At 48.8% G+C, this 19,709-nt stretch carries 14 protein-coding genes and 6 tRNA genes; 6 read left to right on the top strand and 14 right to left on the bottom strand.

All coding sequences use genetic code 11. The features are described from left to right. Positions 1 to 71: 71 nt before the first annotated feature. From DWX32_RS15260 to DWX32_RS15250, 3 genes are all read right to left on the bottom strand, one after another. Positions 72 to 2,327 (bottom strand): DNA gyrase/topoisomerase IV subunit A, encoded by a 2,256-nt coding sequence (locus DWX32_RS15260; protein WP_117761589.1) that lies wholly within the window; start codon positions 2,325 to 2,327, stop codon positions 72 to 74. 18 nt (positions 2,328 to 2,345) lie between these two features. Beyond that, on the bottom strand, positions 2,346 to 4,271 hold the full coding sequence (locus DWX32_RS15255) for a DNA gyrase/topoisomerase IV subunit B (RefSeq protein WP_118660489.1): 1,926 nt from the start codon (positions 4,269 to 4,271) through the stop codon (positions 2,346 to 2,348). Between the two features lie 121 nt (positions 4,272 to 4,392). Continuing rightward, the gene (locus tag DWX32_RS15250) at positions 4,393 to 5,055 is read right to left on the bottom strand and encodes an HAD family hydrolase (RefSeq protein WP_117812836.1); all 663 of its coding nucleotides are present in this window, start codon (positions 5,053 to 5,055) and stop codon (positions 4,393 to 4,395) included. Between the two features lie 204 nt (positions 5,056 to 5,259). On the opposite strand from DWX32_RS15250, the gene DWX32_RS15245 reads away from it, so the two are divergent. The 6 genes from DWX32_RS15245 to DWX32_RS15220 all read left to right on the top strand — a co-directional run bounded on the left by DWX32_RS15245 (position 5,260) and on the right by DWX32_RS15220 (position 5,953). Then, positions 5,260 to 5,331, top strand: a tRNA-Glu gene (locus DWX32_RS15245). Positions 5,332 to 5,383: 52 nt separating this feature from the next. Continuing rightward, a tRNA-Glu gene (locus DWX32_RS15240) sits at positions 5,384 to 5,455 on the top strand. A gap of 52 nt (positions 5,456 to 5,507) precedes the next feature. After that, positions 5,508 to 5,579 (top strand) — tRNA-Glu (locus DWX32_RS15235). A 53-nt stretch (positions 5,580 to 5,632) separates the two neighbouring features. Continuing rightward, positions 5,633 to 5,704, top strand: a tRNA-Glu gene (locus DWX32_RS15230). Positions 5,705 to 5,756: 52 nt separating this feature from the next. Continuing rightward, a tRNA-Glu gene (locus tag DWX32_RS15225) sits at positions 5,757 to 5,828 on the top strand. Between the two features lie 53 nt (positions 5,829 to 5,881). After that, positions 5,882 to 5,953: transfer RNA gene (locus DWX32_RS15220), tRNA-Glu, on the top strand. 123 nt (positions 5,954 to 6,076) lie between these two features. On the opposite strand, the gene pepT is transcribed toward DWX32_RS15220, so the two are convergent. The 11 genes from pepT to DWX32_RS15165 all read right to left on the bottom strand — a co-directional run bounded on the left by pepT (position 6,077) and on the right by DWX32_RS15165 (position 19,416). Beyond that, positions 6,077 to 7,294, bottom strand: coding sequence for a peptidase T (gene pepT / locus DWX32_RS15215; RefSeq protein ID WP_118660487.1), 1,218 nt, complete (start codon positions 7,292 to 7,294; stop codon positions 6,077 to 6,079). Positions 7,295 to 7,310: 16 nt separating this feature from the next. Next, positions 7,311 to 7,622, bottom strand: coding sequence for a metal-sensing transcriptional repressor (locus DWX32_RS15210; RefSeq protein ID WP_022463104.1), 312 nt, complete (start codon positions 7,620 to 7,622; stop codon positions 7,311 to 7,313). Between the two features lie 79 nt (positions 7,623 to 7,701). Next, a complete protein-coding gene (locus tag DWX32_RS15205; RefSeq protein WP_117510226.1) occupies positions 7,702 to 8,460 on the bottom strand; it encodes an arginase family protein in 759 nt (252 codons plus the stop codon). Positions 8,461 to 8,477: 17 nt separating this feature from the next. Further along, positions 8,478 to 9,353 (bottom strand): ABC transporter permease, encoded by an 876-nt coding sequence (locus tag DWX32_RS15200; protein WP_055217680.1) that lies wholly within the window; start codon positions 9,351 to 9,353, stop codon positions 8,478 to 8,480. Between the two features lie 14 nt (positions 9,354 to 9,367). Further along, entirely contained in the window at positions 9,368 to 10,333 is a 966-nt protein-coding gene (locus tag DWX32_RS15195) for an ABC transporter ATP-binding protein (protein ID WP_117510237.1), read from the bottom strand. Beyond that, positions 10,320 to 12,866, bottom strand: coding sequence for a hypothetical protein (locus tag DWX32_RS15190; RefSeq protein ID WP_117510227.1), 2,547 nt, complete (start codon positions 12,864 to 12,866; stop codon positions 10,320 to 10,322). The genes DWX32_RS15195 and DWX32_RS15190 overlap by 14 nt, the downstream gene beginning before the upstream one ends. Further along, entirely contained in the window at positions 12,863 to 13,996 is a 1,134-nt protein-coding gene (locus tag DWX32_RS15185; RefSeq protein WP_055228565.1) for a sensor histidine kinase, read from the bottom strand. The genes DWX32_RS15190 and DWX32_RS15185 overlap by 4 nt, the downstream gene beginning before the upstream one ends. After that, the gene (locus DWX32_RS15180; RefSeq protein ID WP_022462401.1) at positions 13,986 to 14,684 is read right to left on the bottom strand and encodes a response regulator transcription factor; all 699 of its coding nucleotides are present in this window, start codon (positions 14,682 to 14,684) and stop codon (positions 13,986 to 13,988) included. Before DWX32_RS15180 ends, DWX32_RS15185 begins: the two co-directional genes overlap by 11 nt. Positions 14,685 to 14,833: 149 nt before the next feature. Then, a complete protein-coding gene (locus DWX32_RS15175) occupies positions 14,834 to 16,162 on the bottom strand; it encodes an MATE family efflux transporter (protein WP_117510228.1) in 1,329 nt (442 codons plus the stop codon). 210 nt (positions 16,163 to 16,372) lie between these two features. After that, positions 16,373 to 18,703, bottom strand: coding sequence for an ABC transporter permease (locus tag DWX32_RS15170; protein ID WP_118594571.1), 2,331 nt, complete (start codon positions 18,701 to 18,703; stop codon positions 16,373 to 16,375). 14 nt (positions 18,704 to 18,717) lie between these two features. Further along, positions 18,718 to 19,416 carry an ABC transporter ATP-binding protein gene (locus DWX32_RS15165; protein WP_117802463.1) on the bottom strand — a complete coding sequence of 233 codons (699 nt, stop codon included), beginning with the start codon at positions 19,414 to 19,416 and terminating at the stop codon, positions 18,718 to 18,720. Between the last annotated feature and the right edge of the window lie 293 nt (positions 19,417 to 19,709).

The following is a 19,709-nucleotide window of genomic DNA, read 5'->3' as shown; positions in this document are numbered from 1 at the left end:
CTTTTATTGCCAAGTGATCTCTCGAAAAACCCGCGGAGCGTGCTTCTCATGGTTATAAACAAAACTCTGCGTTATACCCGGATCTTTGTTCCCTTGGTGTCTCGTTTTGCCAGCTTAATCTTCGCTGTCAGAGAAATCTCTTTGTCGTGATACGTGATCGTGTAATCCATCCGGCTTGCCAGCAGATACGCATGCTCTACCGCGTCGTCCTCTGCCATACGGATACCACGCACACCAACGGCTGCTTTTTTCTTCTCCGGCACTTCACTCGTAAGGAAGCGCAGGAAGACACCGTTTTTCGTCTGCAGAACCACATACTCCTGCTCCTGGCAGACCTCGGCAAGAATCAGACGGTCCTCCTCGGATGAAAGCTTCGTCGCCGCGATCGTTCGTTTTACGACATCAAACTCGGATCCATCGACAAGTTTTACCATACCGGCCGCGCTGACGAACAGCAGCTTATTGTTCTTGATATTTTCCAGTGCATCGACGTAAATCATCTGCTCCTTCTGGCTGCTGTAATTTCCAAGGTTGTCGATCGGCGTTCCCTTGTCACGGAATCTTCCATACGGGATGTCCATTACTTTGATGCTGTGCATCATGCCAAGATCCGTAAAGACGCAGATCTTATCGGTGTTTTTGCACTGGAACACATATTTGTTCTCGTTGTGCACAGCCTCTTTGTTCCGCTCGTAAGCAGACGTATCGATCGTCTTCGCATAACCGAAGCGGTCCATCAGGAAGACAACATCCATCTCCTCGACCTTCGGCTCCTCAAGAACAATCGCCTCAGCATTCTCAATCGCCGTTTTCCGCTTGTGGCCGTACTCTTTTTTTATCTGCGTCAGATCTTCCATAATAACTTCCGACATCGAGTCGTAATGATTTAAGATATCCTCGTACTTCGTAATCTTCGCCACAGTCGCCTCATGATCTTTTAAGAGTGCTTCCACTTCCAGTCCGATCAGTTTCTGCAGACGCATCTCCAGAATCGCCGTTGCCTGGCGTTCCGTAAAGCAGAGCTGTGCTGCCATACGCTCACTTGACTTTGATTTGAAGCGGATACCATCGGTCACTCCCATAATCAGACACTCTTTGACCTGCTTCTGTGTCTTGCTTCCGCGCAGGATCTCAATGATCAGATCGATCACATCGCATGCCTTGATCAGACCTTCCTGCACCTCGCGGCGCTCCATCTCTTTGCGGAGAAGGTTCTGGTATTTGCGGGTTGCCACTTCAAACTGGAAATCAACGTGATGCTCGATCACCTGCTTAAGGCTTAACGTCTCCGGTCTTCCATCTGCCACGGCGAGCATGTTGACACCGAACGTATCTTCCAGACGTGTTTTCTTGTACAGCAGATTCGTGATCCGCTCCACATCCGCGCCTTTTTTCAGTTCGAGCACGATGCGTGTTCCTTCTTTCGAGGACTGGTTGGAAATGTCGACGATTTCCGGCGCTTTCTTGCTCTCCACAAGCCCCGCCACATCGTTCAGGAACTTTCCGATGTTCGCACCGATCATCGGGTACGGAATTTCGGTGATCACAAGATACTGCTTTCCGTTTCTGCCTTTCTCCACTTCCACTTTTCCGCGGATTTTAATCTTTCCGACACCTTTTTCGTAGATCGACAGCAGGTCATCCTGATTGACGACAATACCGCCGGTCGGGAAATCCGGTCCTTTGATGTATTTCATCAGACCTTTGACGGTGATGTCGTTGTTTTTCATGTAGGCCTTGACCGCATCCACAATCTCACACAGGTTGTGCGGCGGAATGCTTGTTGCCATACCGACAGCGATACCGTCTGCGCCATTCAACAGAAGGTTCGGCACGCGCACTGGCAGAACAGACGGCTCTTTTTCCGTCTCGTCGAAGTTCGGTACGAAATCGACAACGTCTTTGTCGAGATCCTTTAAATAGACCTCCTGTGTAATTTTCTGCAGTCTCGCCTCGGTATATCGCATTGCAGCGGCACCGTCACCCTCAATCGACCCGAAGTTTCCGTGACCGTCCACAAGCGGCTGCCCTTTTTTGAAATCCTGTGCCATTACGACAAGAGCATCGTAAATGGAACTGTCGCCGTGCGGATGGTATTTACCCATCGTATCGCCGACGATACGCGCGCACTTTCGGAACGGCTTGTCGTACTGGATGCCGAGCTCATACATGTCATACAGAGTACGGCGCTGTACCGGCTTTAAACCGTCCCGCACGTCCGGAAGCGCTCGGGAAATGATGACGCTCATCGCATAATCAATATAAGATTTCTGCATGACCTCAGAATATTCGGTCCGTATAATCTGATCTTCTGATTTTTCTTTCATCTTCCTTTGTCCTTCCTGTTAAATATCCAGCTCTGCATCGGTTGCATGCTCATAAATAAATGCTTTCCGCGGCGGAACCTCGGTTCCCATCAGTACTTCCGTCACATCGGAGGCCATACGGGCATCCTCGATCTCCACACGCTTCAAAAGTCTCGTCTCCGGATTCAGTGTCGTCTCCCAGAGCTGCTCCGGGTCCATCTCGCCAAGACCTTTGTAGCGCTGCAGCGTAAATTTTTCTTTGTGTGTCTTTCTGTATTTTTCCAGTGCTTTGTCGTCGTACAGATACTCTTCTTTTCCGCGGGACGGCATTGCCTTGTAAAGAGGCGGCATCGCGATATAGACATGTCCCTCGTAGATCAGCTCCGGCATGAAACGGTAGAACAGTGTCAGCAGCAGCGTTGAAATATGCGCACCGTCGACATCGGCATCTGCCATGATGATAATTTTATCGTAACGGAGCTTTGTGATATCGAAGTCGTTGCCGTAACCCTCGGAAAAGCCGCAGCCGAATGCATTGATCATGGATTTGATCTCGGCATTTGCCAGAACTTTATCAATAGAAGCCTTCTCTACGTTCAGAATCTTACCGCGGATCGGCAGAATCGCCTGGAAATTACGGTCACGCGCCGTCTTTGCGGAACCGCCCGCAGAATCTCCCTCGACGATAAAGATCTCGCACAGCGACGGATCCTTTTTCTCGCAGTTTGCCAGTTTGCCGTTCGTATCAAACGAATATTTCTGCTTGGTCAGCATATTTGTCTTGGCTTTTTCTTCGCTTCTGCGGATTTTGGCAGATCGCTCAGCGCAGGCAAGAACATTTTTCAGCACTTCGAGATTGCGGTCGAAATACAGCGGAATCTCCTCGCCTGTTACTTTTCCGGCGGCCTTTGCCGCATCCGGGTTGTCCAGCTTCGTTTTTGTCTGGCCCTCGAACCGCGGATCCGGGTGCTTGATCGAAATAACAGCGGTCATACCGTTTCGGATATCCGATCCCGTAAAGTTATTGTCTTTTTCTTTTAAGACACCGATCTCTCTGGCATAGCTGTTCATAATCGTCGTAAAGGTCGATTTGAAACCGGAAATATGGGTACCGCCCTCAGCGTTGTAGATATTATTACAGAAGCCGAGCACGTTTTCCTGGAATTCGTTGATATACTGGAACGCACATTCTACGGTAATGCCCTCAGATTCCCCTTTGAAATAAATCGGATCGTGGATTGCCTCTTTGTTCTTATTCAGATCGCGCACAAAACCAACAATGCCGTCCGGCTCGTGATACGTCAGGTGCTCCTCTTTTCCATCGCGCAGATCGGAAAAATAAATGGTAAGCGCCGGGTTCAGATATGCAGTCTCATGGAGACGGCTTTTGACCTCTGTTGCGGAAAAACGTGTTTTCTCAAAGATTTCCGGATCCGGCAGGAAGTTGATGCGGGTTCCTCTGTTCTTCGTTTTTCCGATCTTCGGCAGCAGCCCATCCTCATCGAGTTCCTGTACGGCAACACCTCGTTCGTAGCGGTCGTGGTAAACCCAGCCGCCGAGGCTGACCTGTACGTCAAGATAGGTGGAAAGCGCATTGACAACCGAAGAACCGACACCGTGCAGACCGCCGCTTGTCTTGTACGCATTGTTGTCGAATTTACCGCCGGCGTGCAGGGTTGTAAAAACGAGACGCTCCGCCGGAACGCCTTTTTCATGCATGCCGACCGGGATTCCGCGGCCGTTGTCGGTCACGGTCGCCGAGCCGTCTGCTTCAAGTGTTACGTGAATGGTGTCGCAGTAGCCCGCAAGATGCTCGTCCACCGCATTGTCTACAATTTCATAAATCAGATGATTCAGGCCTTTCCGCGAGGTACTTCCGATATACATACCAGGGCGCTTACGCACTGCTTCGAGACCTTCCAGCACGGAAATACTGCTGGCATCATACGTTTCTTTTTTTGGCATAACTGTTCTATCCTCACTTATGTGTTACTGTCTTTTTCTCTTAAAAATACTTCTGTCTGTCCCCTTTTGGGGCACAGTATTTTATTATATCATTTTTCTTCCCGGAATAGCAAGATTTTCTTTAGAAGAAAGAATCTCCTCCGTTCATCAGCTCCTTAAAAGAAGTCACGTAGCGGTCTGCTTCCTGCTCCATCTTTGCGCGGTTTCCTTCCCCGCTTCTGTCATACACGCCCACAGCCGCAAATCCGCCCATTTTGGCGCCGCGGATTCCCGCTAGGATATCTTCATATACCACACACGTTTCCGGCGGAAGAGACAGCTTTTCAGCCGCTTTCTCGTAGATATCCGGAAAGCCCTTGCCGCGCTTTACTTCCGAGACGGTGACAAATGCTTTAAAATACTCATAAATCCCATTTCTCTTTAAGGCCGGCTCATACAGCTCCGGGCTCGATGAGGTAGCAACCGCCATGCGGATTCCTTTTTCTTTTAAATAGCGGAGATATTCTGCTGCCCCGTCTTTTAACTCCACTTCATACGTATAGGCGTCGACCGCCATCTGATGCCACTCCTGAATCAGCTCTTCCGGCGTTTCCGGAAAGCCGAACCGTCTGATCGTGTAGCGGGCAGCCTCCAGAAAGCCGAGCGGTGTAATCGCCTCCTGATAATCCGGCGGAACCTCAAGTCCTCTCTTCTTTAAAAATGCAATATCGATGTCATCCCAGACCCGCATCGAGTCGAGCAGTGTTCCGTCCAGATCAAAAATGGCTCCTTTGTACTGTTTCATTTGTCTTCTCCTTCTCTATTCTAATCTTTTTTCTTTCTTTTTAGAACGTATTTCTGTTTTTTAGAACATTTGTTTGTTTTATCATACCATAACTGGCAAAAAATGCAAGTAAAATGCGAATTTCGCTACTTTTTGAAATTTTTTAAATTTTTTTCAAAAAAACACTTGCATTTTCTCCAGACATCGTGTATTATAAGCGAGTACGGTTCGTTGGTCAAGAGGCTAAGACGTCGCCCTCTCACGGCGAAAACAGGGGTTCGATTCCCCTACGAACTGTTGAAGGTTCGCAGGATGCCTTCTCTCTTAAAAATCCTGTTTTAAGCGACATGGTTCGTTGGTCAAGAGGCTAAGACGTCGCCCTCTCACGGCGAAAACAGGGGTTCGATTCCCCTACGAACTGTTGAAGGTTTTGCAGAATCCCTTCTCTTTAAAAATTCTGTTCTATATCATACGGTTCGTTGGTCAAGAGGCTAAGACGTCGCCCTCTCACGGCGAAAACAGGGGTTCGATTCCCCTACGAACTGTTGAAGGTTTCACAGAGTTCCTTCTCTTTTAAAAATTCTGTTCTATATCATATGGTTCGTTGGTCAAGAGGCTAAGACGTCGCCCTCTCACGGCGAAAACAGGGGTTCGATTCCCCTACGAACTGTTGAAGGTTTTGCAGAATCCCTTCTCTTTAAAAATTCTGTTCTATATCATACGGTTCGTTGGTCAAGAGGCTAAGACGTCGCCCTCTCACGGCGAAAACAGGGGTTCGATTCCCCTACGAACTGTTGAAGGTTTCACAGAGTTCCTTCTCTTTTAAAAATTCTGTTCTATATCATATGGTTCGTTGGTCAAGAGGCTAAGACGTCGCCCTCTCACGGCGAAAACAGGGGTTCGATTCCCCTACGAACTGCTTTTAAACGGAGCCTGCATGGCTCCGTTTTTTGCTGTGCTGATTTTTTTCTTCCTATCATAAACGCCAGTAAAAAAGCCCGGCAGTTTTCTGCCGGACTTTTCCTTTTTTCTGACAACTCTTTTATTCTGCGTAGATCTTAACCAGTTCTTTCAACATTGCCATCGTCTTTTCCATCCCCTCAACGGTAATGTGCTCATACGGTCCATGGCATGCATATCCGCCGGTTCCGATGTTCGGGCACGGCAGACCCATGAAGCTTAAGCGTGCGCCGTCTGTGCCGCCGCGGATCGGAAGAACAATCGGCTCCATGCCGGCTCTTCTGGCTGCCTCTTCGGCATTCTCAATCAGATGGTAGCAAGGACGGATCTTCTCAGCCATGTTGCGGTACTGCTCTTTGATCTCCAGTTTTACCGTTCCCTCGCCGTATTTTTCATTCATTGCTTTTTCAATCCGGCGCAGATTCTCTTCTTTTGCTGCAAATTTCTCTGCATCGTGATCACGGATGATGTACTCGGACTCGGCATGTGCCACATCGCCGGACATACTGGTCAGATGATAGAAGCCTTCATATCCTTCGGTATTTCTCGGGGACTCTGCTTCCGGCAGAAGAGACTGGATCTCGCTTGCAACAGCGATTGCATTGATCATCGTGTCTTTTGCTCCGCCTGGGTGGATGTTAAATCCGGTCACCGTGAATTTCGCTCCGGCTGCATTGAAGTTTTCGAATTCGATTTCTCCCTCTGTGCCGCCGTCCACGGTATAGGCAAACTCCGCGTCAAAGCCTGGAACATCAAAAAAGTCAGGGCCTTCACCGATCTCCTCATCCGGTGTAAATCCGATGGAAATCGGACCGTGCGGGATTTCTCCGGCAAGAAGGGCTTCTGCCAGTGTCATAATCTCTGCCACGCCCGCCTTGTCGTCTGCACCGAGCACCGTTGTTCCATCGCTTGTGATCAGCGTTCTGCCGGCCAGGGATGGAAGATGCGGGAATACCGAAACCTCCAGTGTTCTTCCGCTGTCAGCCAGCTTCAGATCCTTTCCGTCATAATTTTCATGTACGATCGGATTTACCGCATGATCTGCAAAATCAGATACCGTATCCATGTGTGCGATAAATCCCAGTTTTGTCTTTCCTTCGTATCCTTTTGTTGCCGGAATTTTTCCATAGACGTAGCATTTATCCTCTACACGGACATCCGATACACCGAGCGCTTTCATTTCTTCTGCAAGCTGGTCTGCCAGGACTCTCTGGCACGCGGAAGACGGATGTGTTCCGCTTCTTTCATCGCTCGGTGTCGGCACTTTAACATAATTCAGTAATCTTTCATATGCTTTCATTTTCTTCTTCTCCTTCTTATTTCATCAGCTTCTGGATGGTTTTGCAGAGCTCATCCACGGCGCCTTCTTTTCCCTGCCGGATATCCTCCACAACGCAGGATTTGATGTGGCTGGAAAGCAGTACCTTGTTGAAGCTGTTTAATGCAGACTGGATCGCGGATACCTGGGTCAGGATATCGACGCAGTAGCGGTCGCTCTCCACCATTTCCCGTATTCCGCGCACCTGGCCTTCAATTCTCGAAAGACGGTGGATCAGATCTTTGTATTCTTTTTCGTCCCGCACTTTTTTCCGGTCGCATTCACTGCAGTGTGTACAACATTCACCCATGAGGTTTCCTCCTTGTGTTCCGTCACTCTATATACCCCGTCTGGGTATGAATTTATGATACTCTTTTGCCCAGGCTTTGTCAATCTTCGATTTTTGCCGCAAGCGCGCCGTACAGCTTCTGGTTTACCAGACTTGCCGCGCTGCACTCCGCCTCCGGCGCGTTCGCCGACGGCTCTCCGCAGAGATCGACCGCGAGCACCTTTCTCCCCGCAAGACAGTCCTTTGCAAGGGACAGCAGCTCATCCACACGCACATTTCCCTGATCCCAGTTCGTATCAAGCTCCTCCTTTGACAGAATGTCCTTATCGACCGACAGATATACCGGAAATGTTCCCGCATGGGATGCAAAAACCTCTTTGATCTTCGCCGCTCCGCTTCCGTCGTCGAGCTCTTCCTGTGTCACAAACCAGACATGCTCCATCGCTTCCGTTTCCCGCACCAACGCCTCCGGCGGGCCGATTACACAGATTCCTTTGATGTTTTGATACGCCCCGGCAGCATCCCGGATCCAGGAACCGCAGGAGAGCACCGGAAGAAGCGCCGGCGGCTGCATATCGGTATGGTGGTCGAATACGGCTAAAAACAAATCTTCTTTTTCCAGTCCCAGCAGCAATTTGCTCATATAGTGATAATTGCCAGAATCCAGAAGGCGGATCCGCGGCAGCTCTTTCGTTTCTTTTTTTCGGCCAAGTTCCGCTTCCAGAAACTGCTCCGTCTCCGGATCGAGATAACCGTCAGTTCCCCGGAGCTCTCTCAGATCCCAGATCTTTCCCGCCTGCTCCCAGGCATATCCTTCGGACTCATAAATTCCGGAAAGGCTAAAACAAAATGGTTTCATCTTCTCTTTTACTCCTGTTATTTATTTAATGGATTCAGCTTTCTTCCCGCCGTCACAAGAAGAACGGCTGATATCAGAAGCTGCAGAACGGCACTCGCCTCCGGCAGATAATGGATCAGCGGATTCTGTCCGTAATTTCCAAGCAGATAGCAGAGCTGTTCCATCTCTCTTCCATTCCCAAGCTGGCGGCTGATGATCCCCGCAAACGAGGTAAACGGATTGAAAAGAAGAAGGTAAATTACACCTCCTACATCGATCTGCTGATAAGCTGCCGTCATCTCCTGCTGCAGCAGTCCTGCGTAGTAGGCAAGCCCCGTGCAGGCGCATATTCCTACGACCAGAAAAACGACAATGACATAGGAAAGAACGGTCGCCAGTGTGGTCCGCTTAAAAACAACCGAACAGAAAATGCCGATACTGCCGACAAAAATTCCGGTCAGAAGAAGTCCTCCCGCCATCAGAAGCAGTCCGCCAAGGCCGATACCGCCGAACACCACAACAAGGGACAGCACCGGCAGTGCCGAAACCGTCAGTATCAGAACAACGCCAAGCGATGCCTCCAGCTTTCCCGTAATGATTCTCCACGGGTTCAGGTTCGTCGTCAGCAGCACATCCAGCGTTTTTTTCTCACGCTCCAGCGAAATGCTTCCTCCCGCAACCGCCGGAACCGAAAGGACAACGAGAATAAACAGAAGATACGTCATCAGAATATAGCAGTTCATCGGAACGCTGTAGCTGACCGGTGCCAGATAGCCAAGCTGGCTGCTCTCCCCGAAATAGCAGACAAACGCAACCACGGCAAGCAGCAGATTGCAGACAAAAATAATCCAGGAAATCCGCGATGACCGCGAGTTCCGCTTCATTTCTTTTTCAAATACAGGATTTAACCGCACGTTTCGTTCCCTCCTTATCCGATCGTGTTTCCGAACGTTTCTGTGTTTCGGCTCTTCTGTTCCGTTTCCCCGGTCAGATGAAAGAACAGGGACTCCAGGCTGTTGTGTTCCCGTGCAAATGAAACCACAAGGATTCCGGCATCCACCAGTTTCTGCAGCAGATACGCCTCCTCCTCCCGGCTTCCCGAAAACCAGGCCGCAATCTTGTTTTCATCCACAGAAAGGCGGCTGACCTGCGGATCCTGCCGCAATAGTTCCAGCGCCTTTGGCACCTGGTTCAGCACAGTGATGCGCAGCGGATTGGAGCTGTCGATCGCAAGCATAATGTTTTCCAGCTTTCCCTGCTGTACCATGACACCTCCGTTGATGACACCGATGCTGGTGCACAGATCTGCTAATTCCGAAAGAATATGGGAGCTGATCAGAATCGTATAATCCTCCCGCGCCAATCGCTGCAGGAGAAGCTGAAAATCCTTTCTTGAACGCGGATCCAGACCGGAATTCGGTTCGTCCAGCACCAGAAGCTTCGGTTTATGGATCATCGCGCGCGCCAGACAGAGCCGCTGCTGTATGCCCCTTGAGAGCGAATCCACCATCTGCTCCTCTTTTCCCGATAGTTCGACCATCTCCAGCACTTCCCGCGCACGGACAGTTCCTGCCCGCCCGTAAATTCCATACGATGCGGCAAAAAATTCCAGATACTCTATCACGCTTAAGTTTTCATAGACGCCAAAGAAATCAGGCACAAAGCCGATCAGGCTTTTCTGCTTCAGAATATTTTTTGTCGTCCGCACGCCGTCCAGCCACAGATCGCCGCCGTCGCTCTTTAAAAGCCCTGAAATAATGCGCAGCGTCGTTGTTTTTCCCGCACCATTCGGTCCGACAAAGCCGTAAATATCGCCTTTTTTTACTTCCATATCAAGACCGTTCAGGGCATATGTTTTTCCGTATTTTTTGGTCAGTTTCTCAATTTTCAGTATCGGCATTTGGCTCCTCCGTTAACAGATTCTCCAGATATTGCTCCGGTGGGATCTCTTTCGCCTTTACGATCAGATTCGGTGCCTCATAGTATCCATAATTTTCATGATACTCTTCTCCCTTTTCCTCTTCGGAAAGACGGTACCGCACACGGATCTGGTTGTCCGCATTCACATACTGCGCCTCCAGTGCCGGATCACTCGCAAAATCGATCTCCCAGTCGGAAATTTTATCATACGTTCCCGTCTGAAAATTGTACAGATCAATGATTCCATTGAAATTCCGGATCTTGGTCCCATCCTCCGTGCGGGCTTTCTCGAAAGCAAGCGAAAGAATGGTTCCCCGTTTTCCTCCCCCGCCGGTTTCTGCCGCCTGGATCTTATCTTCTAACGCCGTCATCGCATACGGCCAGAATGCAGGATCATAGATTCCCTCGGAATCCGGCTGCATCACGCCTTTAGCATACATTCCATACAGACACCAGATGTTGTTGTTTTCAAAGACACCGTTCAGATAATACGTTACTTCTGTTTCCTCTTCCGAGATTCCGCCGGAATTCGGTCCCATTTCAAAGCTTACCGTGTTTCCGCCGTCCCATCCGCTGTACTCCTGCGCATACGGACAGTACACAACGCCGGCCTCTTTCATGTCCACAAACACTTCCTGATAGTAATACGAGATTCCATACGCTTCGTATCCGCTGTCAAGCTGGAACGTATCGTCATTGCCTGCCAGCTTTCCAAAGAAAAGGCAGTTGTCACTCCGGTTCGGCATGTGATTATAGATGACGCCGTCCAGATAATTTTTCTCTATCTCCGGCAGATCTTCTGCCGCACTCCAATTTCCGAAATCCCGCACGCTGTCCGCTTCTATTCCATCCAGCGTGATCGTCTCCCCGTTTTTGATGTCTCCAATGAGGGCACAGTAACCTGGAACGGCGATCACACAGCTCTCCAGATCATAGCCTGTCTTATTTTCCACGGTTCCGCTGATCTTCTGATCCCAGAAATGAAACGTGCCTTTCAGTCCTTCGCCTTCGTCCAGCGTTTCCATCCGCTGCATGCCGAACTCATTCAGGGCAAATGCAGCCTGATTGGAAATTTCTGCCCTGTTTTTCTGTTCTCCGAAACTGATCTCCGTCTTTTCATATTCCGCATCCTCCGTTTCCGGCTGTGCCGTGCTGTTGGACATATAGTCCATACGGTTGTACGTCACCAGATCGTAGGACGGATCCAGATACAGCTCATAGGAAGCATTGTACGGCGCCTGTGCACAGAAATTAATGTAATCTTTCTGGTATGTATCGTACTGCCAGATTTCTCTTACATACGTCAGCACCGGGGCCTTGAGCCTCGTGCTCTGGCCAAACAGACTGATCAGCATAACAAAGACGGCCGAGCAGGCACAGATCGCCCCCCAGAGATACTGACGTTTTCCTGTTTTTTTCAAAAAGAAATACAATCCCGGCCCTGCCAGAACCAGATAGACCAGAATCAGGCCGCCGTACAGCACCGTATTCGGACGGTTCCGGATCCTAGTGTTTTCCAGAAGATCGGAAATCGTATAGTATTTCTGATAATTCGTATTTCGTTTTGCCAGAAGGCGGCTGGTGGTCTCTTCGTCCAGAATATTTTTCAGAAAATCTACCGGCGCTTCTTTAAACGCACTGCGCTGGCTTTCCGCAAATGTCTCGTTTCCCGAAAAGGTAATCAGAAGGCCTCCCTCTGCCTGCCAGAGATCAATTTCTTTCTGGAGTGTCTCATCCAGTTCTTCTTTTGACTGCTCCAGAAGGATCAGCACATCCGGCGAATACGACTCCGCAAGCCCGACAAGCTCCTCTGCCCGGACAGATGCAGCTTCCACCTCATAAATCCCGTCGTTCAGCGTAACTCCATTCAGCTGCTGCCCGTAATTAGTTTCTTCTTCCACAACGCAGACTTCCACCTTGGACTGGAAGAAGCCTTCACTCGAAATCGTTTCTTCCCGACTGTACACCGTGTCCCTCTGGCTGTTCTCCAGGCACAGGACACAAAAAGACGTATTTTCCACCAGAAGCCCTGCCGAAAAAGTCTTTGTAACGGTTCCGTTCGCCGGAATATAGATTGGAAAACGGTACGTAAAAAGGCTGTTTCTTCCGTCGCCCGACCGCTTGACCCCCAAAAACAGTTTTGAGAGAATGCCTTCTCCACTGTTTCTGCGGTAAATCGATTCCGCGGCGTTTTTTATCTGAAAAACAAAGTATCCTTCAAATTCAACAGCGCTCTCATTTGTGATTGTCACACGAATCGGTACGTGATTCCCATCCTGATAGTTTCCTTCGAATCCATAAGAAAAATCAATCTGGTATTCCCCTGCGTAGCTGTTGGCAAGAAACTGCTTTTCTTTCCCGCCGCTTCTTCCGCCATCCGACGGCGTGTTCTGATAAAGTTCTGTCCGCGTTGTCATCGCAGACACCCTCTGAACTCCCGCCAGAAGCAGAATCAGCAGCAAAATACCGGACAGACAGCAGATTTTGCTTCTTCTTTTCCTGTTCATCGCTTTTCGTCCTCTTTCTTCCCCTTTGGCATTCCGACCGGCAGTTCCACCTCAAAGACGGTTCCCTGCAGATCACTTTTTACCCGCACCTGTCCATGATGCAGTTCCGCAATCTGCTGTACAATCGCAAGTCCAAGTCCCGTCCCGCCGGTATCGCGGCTCCTCGACTGCTCTGTCCGGTAAAATTTCTGGAAAATATGATCCAGTTCCTGTTTTGGAATGATCCGTCCGTAGTTAATGACACGCGTGACCACATATTCGCCCTCTTTTTCCATTGAGACGCGGATCTGTTTTCCTTCTTTTCCGTATTTGACAGCATTGTTCAGCAGATTTCCAAAGAGCCGTGCCAGCAGCTCACCGTCCGCCTCGAGAAAAATCGCATGTTCCGCATGCAGAAATTCCACCTGAAGCTCATTTTTCACAAAAGACGGCGTCATCTCGTCGAGCATCTGCTCCATCAGCTGCACCAGATCAAGTTTTCCGAGATGCAGCTGCATCTCTTTGTGCTCCAGCTTGACGAATCCAAACAGCTCGTTCGTGAGCTGCTCCAGACGGAGTGCTTTCTGATAGGCAATATCGATATAATGATTTCTCGTCTCCTCATCCAGATCCGTCCGCGTGCGCACCCAGCCGAGATAGCCGATAATCGAAGTCAGCGGCGTACGGAGGTCATGTGCCACGGATGAGACAAGATCGTTTTTCGTATGCTCCGCGATCCGTTCCCGTTCCATAATTTCCTTGATATTCTGCTGCATCGTATTTAAGTTCTCCGCCATCACAGAAAACTCGTCATTTCCCTTTACCTCGATCGGATGATCAAAATCCCCTGCTGATATCTCCTTTACCTTTTCCAGAATCTTCCCAATGTATCGGATGGTTTCGCGCATCAGGAAATAAAAGGTCAGGCAGAACGAAAGCAGCGCAGCCGCCGTCAGAATCATCGTCCGCACCGATGGGCGGAGGCCTCCCGGTCCGATCCAGGCGCTCCGGTAACCGATGTTCATCAGTCCATTGCCGAAAAAGGTCAGAATCCCGTCGGTAAGCGTCACTACAAGCACCGTGACAAGTGCACTTACAATCAGATCAAAGACCATCCTCTGGCTGAAGTTTTTTATAAAATCAGGCTTCAATTTTGTATCCCACTCCCCAGACTGTTGTAATAATCTTATCTTCTCTTGTGTCGTCTTTCATTTTTCCGCGCAGACGGCGGATATGTACCATAACCGTGTTGTTCGCCTCATAGAATTTTTCATGCCAGACGCGCTCGAAAATTTCGTCTGTACCGAACACGCGGCCCGGGTTGGAGGCCAGCAGATACAGAATATCAAATTCAATCGGTGTCAACTTGATGCTTTCTCCGTAGCAGACAACCTGATGGGTTACCTTGTTGATTTCCAGATGCTTTAAGGAAATCACTTCCTGGCGCTCGTGCGGCTTCGACGGATTCAGTTCGCGGTAGCGGCGGAGCTGGGATTTTACACGCGCCATCAGCTCCAGCGGATTGAACGGTTTTGCCACGTAATCGTCTGCTCCCGTTGACAGACCGACGATCTTGTCGATATCCTGCGTTTTGGCACTTACCATGATGATCGGAATGTTGTTCGTCTCCCGGATGCGGCGGCACATCGCAATACCGTCCATATCCGGCATCATCACATCGAGCAGCACCAGGTCGATTTTTTTCTCCTCCAGAATGCGGAGTCCCTCTTTTGCACTGTACGCTTTTAATACCTGAAATCCATCGCTGATCAGATAAATTTCCAGCAGATCCGCGATTTCTTTTTCATCATCCACAACTAAAATATTTGTTTCTTCCACGTCGTTTCCATCCTCTCTGTTTTTAACTACCGTAATGGTACCATGAATATTCAAAAAAATCTTTACTTAATTCTTACGTCTGTATTATCTATTATAAAAAGAAAAGCCTCCTTCCACAAGAGGCCGCTTTTCTTTTCTTCTTATATTTTTTATCTTCGTACTGCGCGGCGGTATACCACAAGAGAAACCGCTGCGGAAATGACCTCTGTGATCCAGAAGGCATGCCATACGAAAACGCCGCCTCCCAGATGGGACAGCAGGTAAGCTGCCGGGAGAATGACAATGACATTTCGGCAGAGGGAAATGATCAGGGAAGATCCGCCTTTTCCGAGTCCCTCCAGCGCACCGGAGGATGTGATGGAAACTGCCGAAATCAAAAAGCCCACGCTGATGCGTGTCAGCGCCTGTCCGCCAAGACGGATGGTCTCCGGATTGCTGCTGAACAGTCCGATCAGCTGTTCCGGAATGGCAAGGCAGATGCCGGTTCCAATAAGCATGATCACCGCACACATAATCAGGGTAATCTCATAAATCTTCCGCACACGCTTATGCTCGCCTGCGCCGTAGTTGAAGCCGATAATCGGGCGCATGCCCTGTACAATGCCGTTTGCTGTCAGATAGATGAACGTCTGCAGCTTGTAGTAAATGCCGAGCACGACAACGTAGCTCTGGGAATACACGGCCAGGATTCCATTCAGTGCGGAAATCAGAAGAGACGGCAGCGCCAGGTTCAGGATCGCCGGGACGCCGATCGCGTACAGTCTTCCGACCAGATTTTTTCCTTCTTTTAAATATTCCGGACGGATTTTGACCGAAATCGGGCGGATCTTGTAAATGATCCAGTAAATCACGACCGGTGTCACCTGACCGATGCCGGTTGCAAGTGCCGCACCCTCAATTCCAAGACGCGGGAACGGTCCGATTCCGAAAATAATGAGCGGATCCAGAATGATGTTGACAATACAGCCGACCATCATACCGGTCATCGTCACTTTCATCCGGCCGACTGCCTGAAAAACCTTTTCAAAGTAAAGGTTTGCCATGATTGCTATGGTAAACAGAAAGATAATCCGTGAATACCGGACACCAAGATCGATGACAGTTTCGGAAGAAGAAAACATCCGCAGGAAACGCTCGATGACCAGAAGGCTTCCGATCGTTAAAATAACCGCATGCAGCATGGTAAGGGCAAGGCCCTGTGTTGCAGCACAGCCGGCTGCCTTTTTGTCACCCGCTCCCAGATAATACGAAATCACCGCATTCAGTCCGATTCCAAAACCGATGGCAACGGCATTTACAAAATTCTGTACCGGATAAACCAGGGAGAGCGCCGTCATGGCATCTTCGCTGATCTGTGCGACAAAGAAGCTGTCCACAATGTTATATAAGGAATTGACCAGCATCGAGATTACCATTGGAAGCGCCATCGAAACCAGCAGTGGAAATACTGGCTTTTCTTTCATAAAGTTTTCGTTCATTATTACCTCCATTTGTGATCTTTTCTGTTGGTGGGCTTACGTGCAGGCACGGACTTTGCTCCATTGCCACAAAAAAAGCCACGCAATTATCTGCTTTCGATAATTGCGTGGCGAAAAGAACTTTATTACAAGTTGAAAAATCCACACCAAGTTTGAGAGCAATATACCACACTTTGCCCGGGCTTGTCAAGATTTCTCCTGTAACTTTTTTTATTCTACATTTTTCAGTGCCTCGTCCATCGGAATCTTTTGGATGTGGCGGAACTGCAGCACAGCGATAACAGCATACGCCGCAAGGCCCATCAGATACATTTTTCCGTAAATTGCCGGATCAATATAGTATGTCAGCCAGCCGCTGTACTCGGAAAGCATAATGACATAAATCTGGCGGATCAGCGCGGAGGCAATGATCAGGCTGACACCGATTGAGACGATCACAACCCAGGTTGTCGCCGTCAAATACAGACTCAAAATTTCCCTGTTCTCGTAGCCGAGAATCTTTACCATCGAAATCGAAGTCGTATTCTTCTCGATGATCAGCTTCGTCAGCAGATAAATCAGCAGCATGAACAGTACAATCGAGAAAACATTGATCAGCTGGAACATTTCTCCCATCGACACATTGAGCTGCCGTGAAATCTTTGTCATATCATCTTCCGTAATTTTCGTCGCGATATACGATTCCTCCAGGTCCGTGATCGGCTCGTTAGAGAAATAGCCGTTAAAGTAGTCCTCTGGATGATCGAATTCCTCGCAGAAGACATCCATCTGCAGAAATACCGCAAGGGCTCCCGGGTAGGCATAAATGCTTTTTACTTCAAAGCTGTACGTTTTGTCCTCATATGGCTCTTTCAGTTCCAGTGTATCGCCGACTTTCATTCCATATTTTTCGGCATAACCGTCGGAAATCGTCACGCCGTCCTCAAACAGTTCAGCGGAAACATATTTGCTGTCTTTCTGAATTCCATATACCGAAATGCTCTCGCCCTCCCGGTTTTTCGGAATATTTTTCAGCGATGTAAGAGCAAACGTTTCCACGCCTTCCGTATTTGTCTTCAGCGATGGCGTCAGAAGTTTCTGCACAATTCCCATCAGCGTGTACTCATCATCCTCATCGATCGGATCCGGAACATTTAAAATATACTGGTAATCTGCCAGCATATTTTCCACCGCCTCCGTCTGGTAATGTGACAGCAGCGGTTTCATCATCATACCGAACAGCAACAGAATATTGGCAAATACGATACCGAGAAACAGGGTAAAGTAACTCGATTTGTTCTGCAGCAGGATCCGCAGACGAAACCGCGAGAAGAACCGGAAGTTCGGAAGACGCACCGCATGGCTTTTTCCTTTCTTTGCAAAATCGTGGCGCAGAAAACGCAGCGGTGACAGACGCAGACGGCCGGAAATCAGCACCGCGTTGATCACAAACATCAGAATTGCCGGAATTACGGTCGTGAGCAGAAATGCATTGGCATTCCACCGCGTCTGATATGTCGGCAGACTGTAGCTTCCATAATACATACCGGCGCAGATATCTTTAAACACGGTGTATCCCAGAATATTTCCAATCACCGCCGACAAAATCGTAATCAGTACCGGCAGGGACAGATAATGCAGCAGAAGTTCCCGTCTCGTATAGCCGGATGCGCGCAGCGTTCCGATCACCGACGCTTCTTTTACAATCGTATTGTTTGTCGTAACTGCAAAAATGAACGCCATGATGGCAATCAGGATGTACAGCAGTACCTCCACCATCACCTTGTCACCGCCCATATCGTCGCCGGTAAATTTGATTGCCTGATTGCCGTAGCGCGGCAGATAACCCGTCAGCGAGGAATGAGCCGCCAGAACCTCGACGAAATCATCGGACCATTCTTTTTCCTCGTTTTCATCTTTCGGTTCCGTATCATATTTCCAGGAATAGCAGTATTTGATATGGTCATCGGTAATGGCATCATACCCTTCTTCGGTCATGATTCCCACACCGAATTTAACCGCATCGAACATCATGTCACTCGAATTGCTGAACAGCGCACTGTAATCCGAAAGTGCCACAAGACCGGTAACCGTCAGTTCTTTTTTATCAACCGAGATCACATCACCGACCTGCAGGTCATTATTGTCCGCATACATACGGTCAATTGCAATTTCATCCTTCTGCTGCGGCATTTCGCCTTTCATCAGGCAGACCAGATTGACCTCTGTTCTGTTTTTAAAAAGACGGATCGTGCTCTCTGGTTCCGAATCCAGATCCGTGTCGGCATCTTCGTCTTTATAGAAATTCTCGTAAATCGTTACCTTCTCTTTTTCCAGCCGTGTTCTCTGGTTGTCGGTGAGCTTCTGTTCTGTTGTAAAATTTCCGTTTTCCACGTTGTATTTTTCAAAGCTTTCATCGTAAGCATACAGCATGCTCTCATCCGCAACGAGAAAACCGGACACAAAGCCAATCGTCGCCGTCATAAACAGAAAAATAACGAGATATTTTCCAATATCGTTCTTCAGTTCCCGCAGCAGGCGTTTTCGTAATGGATTTTTCATACTTCCACCCCGCTTTACCAGTCCAGATCGCCGGCGGCGATTTTGGTCTCATTGACGTAGTTTTTACGGATCTGGCCGTCGCGCAGACGAATCACGCGGTCCGCCATGTTTTTGATCGCATCATTGTGTGTTACCATGATGACGGTGTTGCCGTACTTCTGATTGACGTCCTCGATCAGCTTCAAAATTTCTTTTGAAGTATGGTAATCGAGTGCACCTGTCGGCTCATCACAGAGCAGAATGCTTGGATTTTTGATGATAGCTCTTCCGATTGAAGTACGCTGCTGCTGACCGCCAGAGAGCTGGTTCGGCAGCTTGTCGCGGTGGTCATAGAGCCCCAGTGTCTTTAACAGATCGTTGATGTCGAGCGGATGATCGCTTAAGTATGCGCCAACTTCCATATTTTCTTTCACCGTCAGGTTTGGAATCAGATTGTACATCTGGAAAACGTATCCTAAATGTTTTCGTCTATACCGTGTCAGCGTTTTTTCATTCATATCCTCAATTTTTTCGCCTTCAATCACGATCGAACCGCTGTCCGCCTCGTCGATTCCGCCGATAATATTCAACAGTGTCGATTTACCGGAACCGGATGGACCGAGGAGAACACAGATTTCACCTTTTTCCACAGAAAACTGAATTTCCTTTAAGACCTCCACACGGCTTTCACCGGTTCCAAAACTCTTCTTCAGGTTATTAATCTCAAGAAACATAACTTTCCTCCCTGCATCTTTTTTCCTGAGTGTGTAAGAGTCTGTTTTGTGTTAGACTCTTCTAACCCCATAATACTGCTTTTTCTGTGAAATGAAAAGCGCTGTTAATGAGTATTTTTTCTCATTAGCAGCGCTCTTTCTTTTATTTTTTAACAGTAAAAAACCATCGGATCTCTCCGATGGTTTTTCCGATATACCTTCAAAACCGCATACACTACACATCTATCATTCCATTTTTTGTGAACACAACCATTCAGGTCAAGCCCTCGACCGATTAGTAACAGTCAGCTCCA

It is taken from the genome of Blautia sp. AF19-13LB, assembly GCF_003479105.1.
Lineage (GTDB): Bacteria > Bacillota > Clostridia > Lachnospirales > Lachnospiraceae > Fusicatenibacter > Fusicatenibacter saccharivorans.
Note: the sequence above shows the minus strand (reverse complement) of the source record. Positions and strands in the feature narration are given on the sequence as shown.

Coding starts and splice junctions, on each gene's coding strand:
- DWX32_RS15255 (WP_118660489.1), bottom strand. CDS start 4,271: ATGCCAAAAAAAGAAACGTATGATGCCAGCAGTATTTCCGTGCTGGAA.
- DWX32_RS15170 (WP_118594571.1), bottom strand. CDS start 18,703: ATGAAAAATCCATTACGAAAACGCCTGCTGCGGGAACTGAAGAACGAT.
- DWX32_RS15250 (WP_117812836.1), bottom strand. CDS start 5,055: ATGAAACAGTACAAAGGAGCCATTTTTGATCTGGACGGAACACTGCTC.
- DWX32_RS15190 (WP_117510227.1), bottom strand. CDS start 12,866: ATGAACAGGAAAAGAAGAAGCAAAATCTGCTGTCTGTCCGGTATTTTG.
- DWX32_RS15205 (WP_117510226.1), bottom strand. CDS start 8,460: ATGAAACCATTTTGTTTTAGCCTTTCCGGAATTTATGAGTCCGAAGGA.
- DWX32_RS15165 (WP_117802463.1), bottom strand. CDS start 19,416: ATGTTTCTTGAGATTAATAACCTGAAGAAGAGTTTTGGAACCGGTGAA.
- DWX32_RS15175 (WP_117510228.1), bottom strand. CDS start 16,162: ATGAACGAAAACTTTATGAAAGAAAAGCCAGTATTTCCACTGCTGGTT.
- DWX32_RS15210 (WP_022463104.1), bottom strand. CDS start 7,622: ATGGGTGAATGTTGTACACACTGCAGTGAATGCGACCGGAAAAAAGTG.
- pepT (WP_118660487.1), bottom strand. CDS start 7,294: ATGAAAGCATATGAAAGATTACTGAATTATGTTAAAGTGCCGACACCG.
- DWX32_RS15260 (WP_117761589.1), bottom strand. CDS start 2,327: ATGAAAGAAAAATCAGAAGATCAGATTATACGGACCGAATATTCTGAG.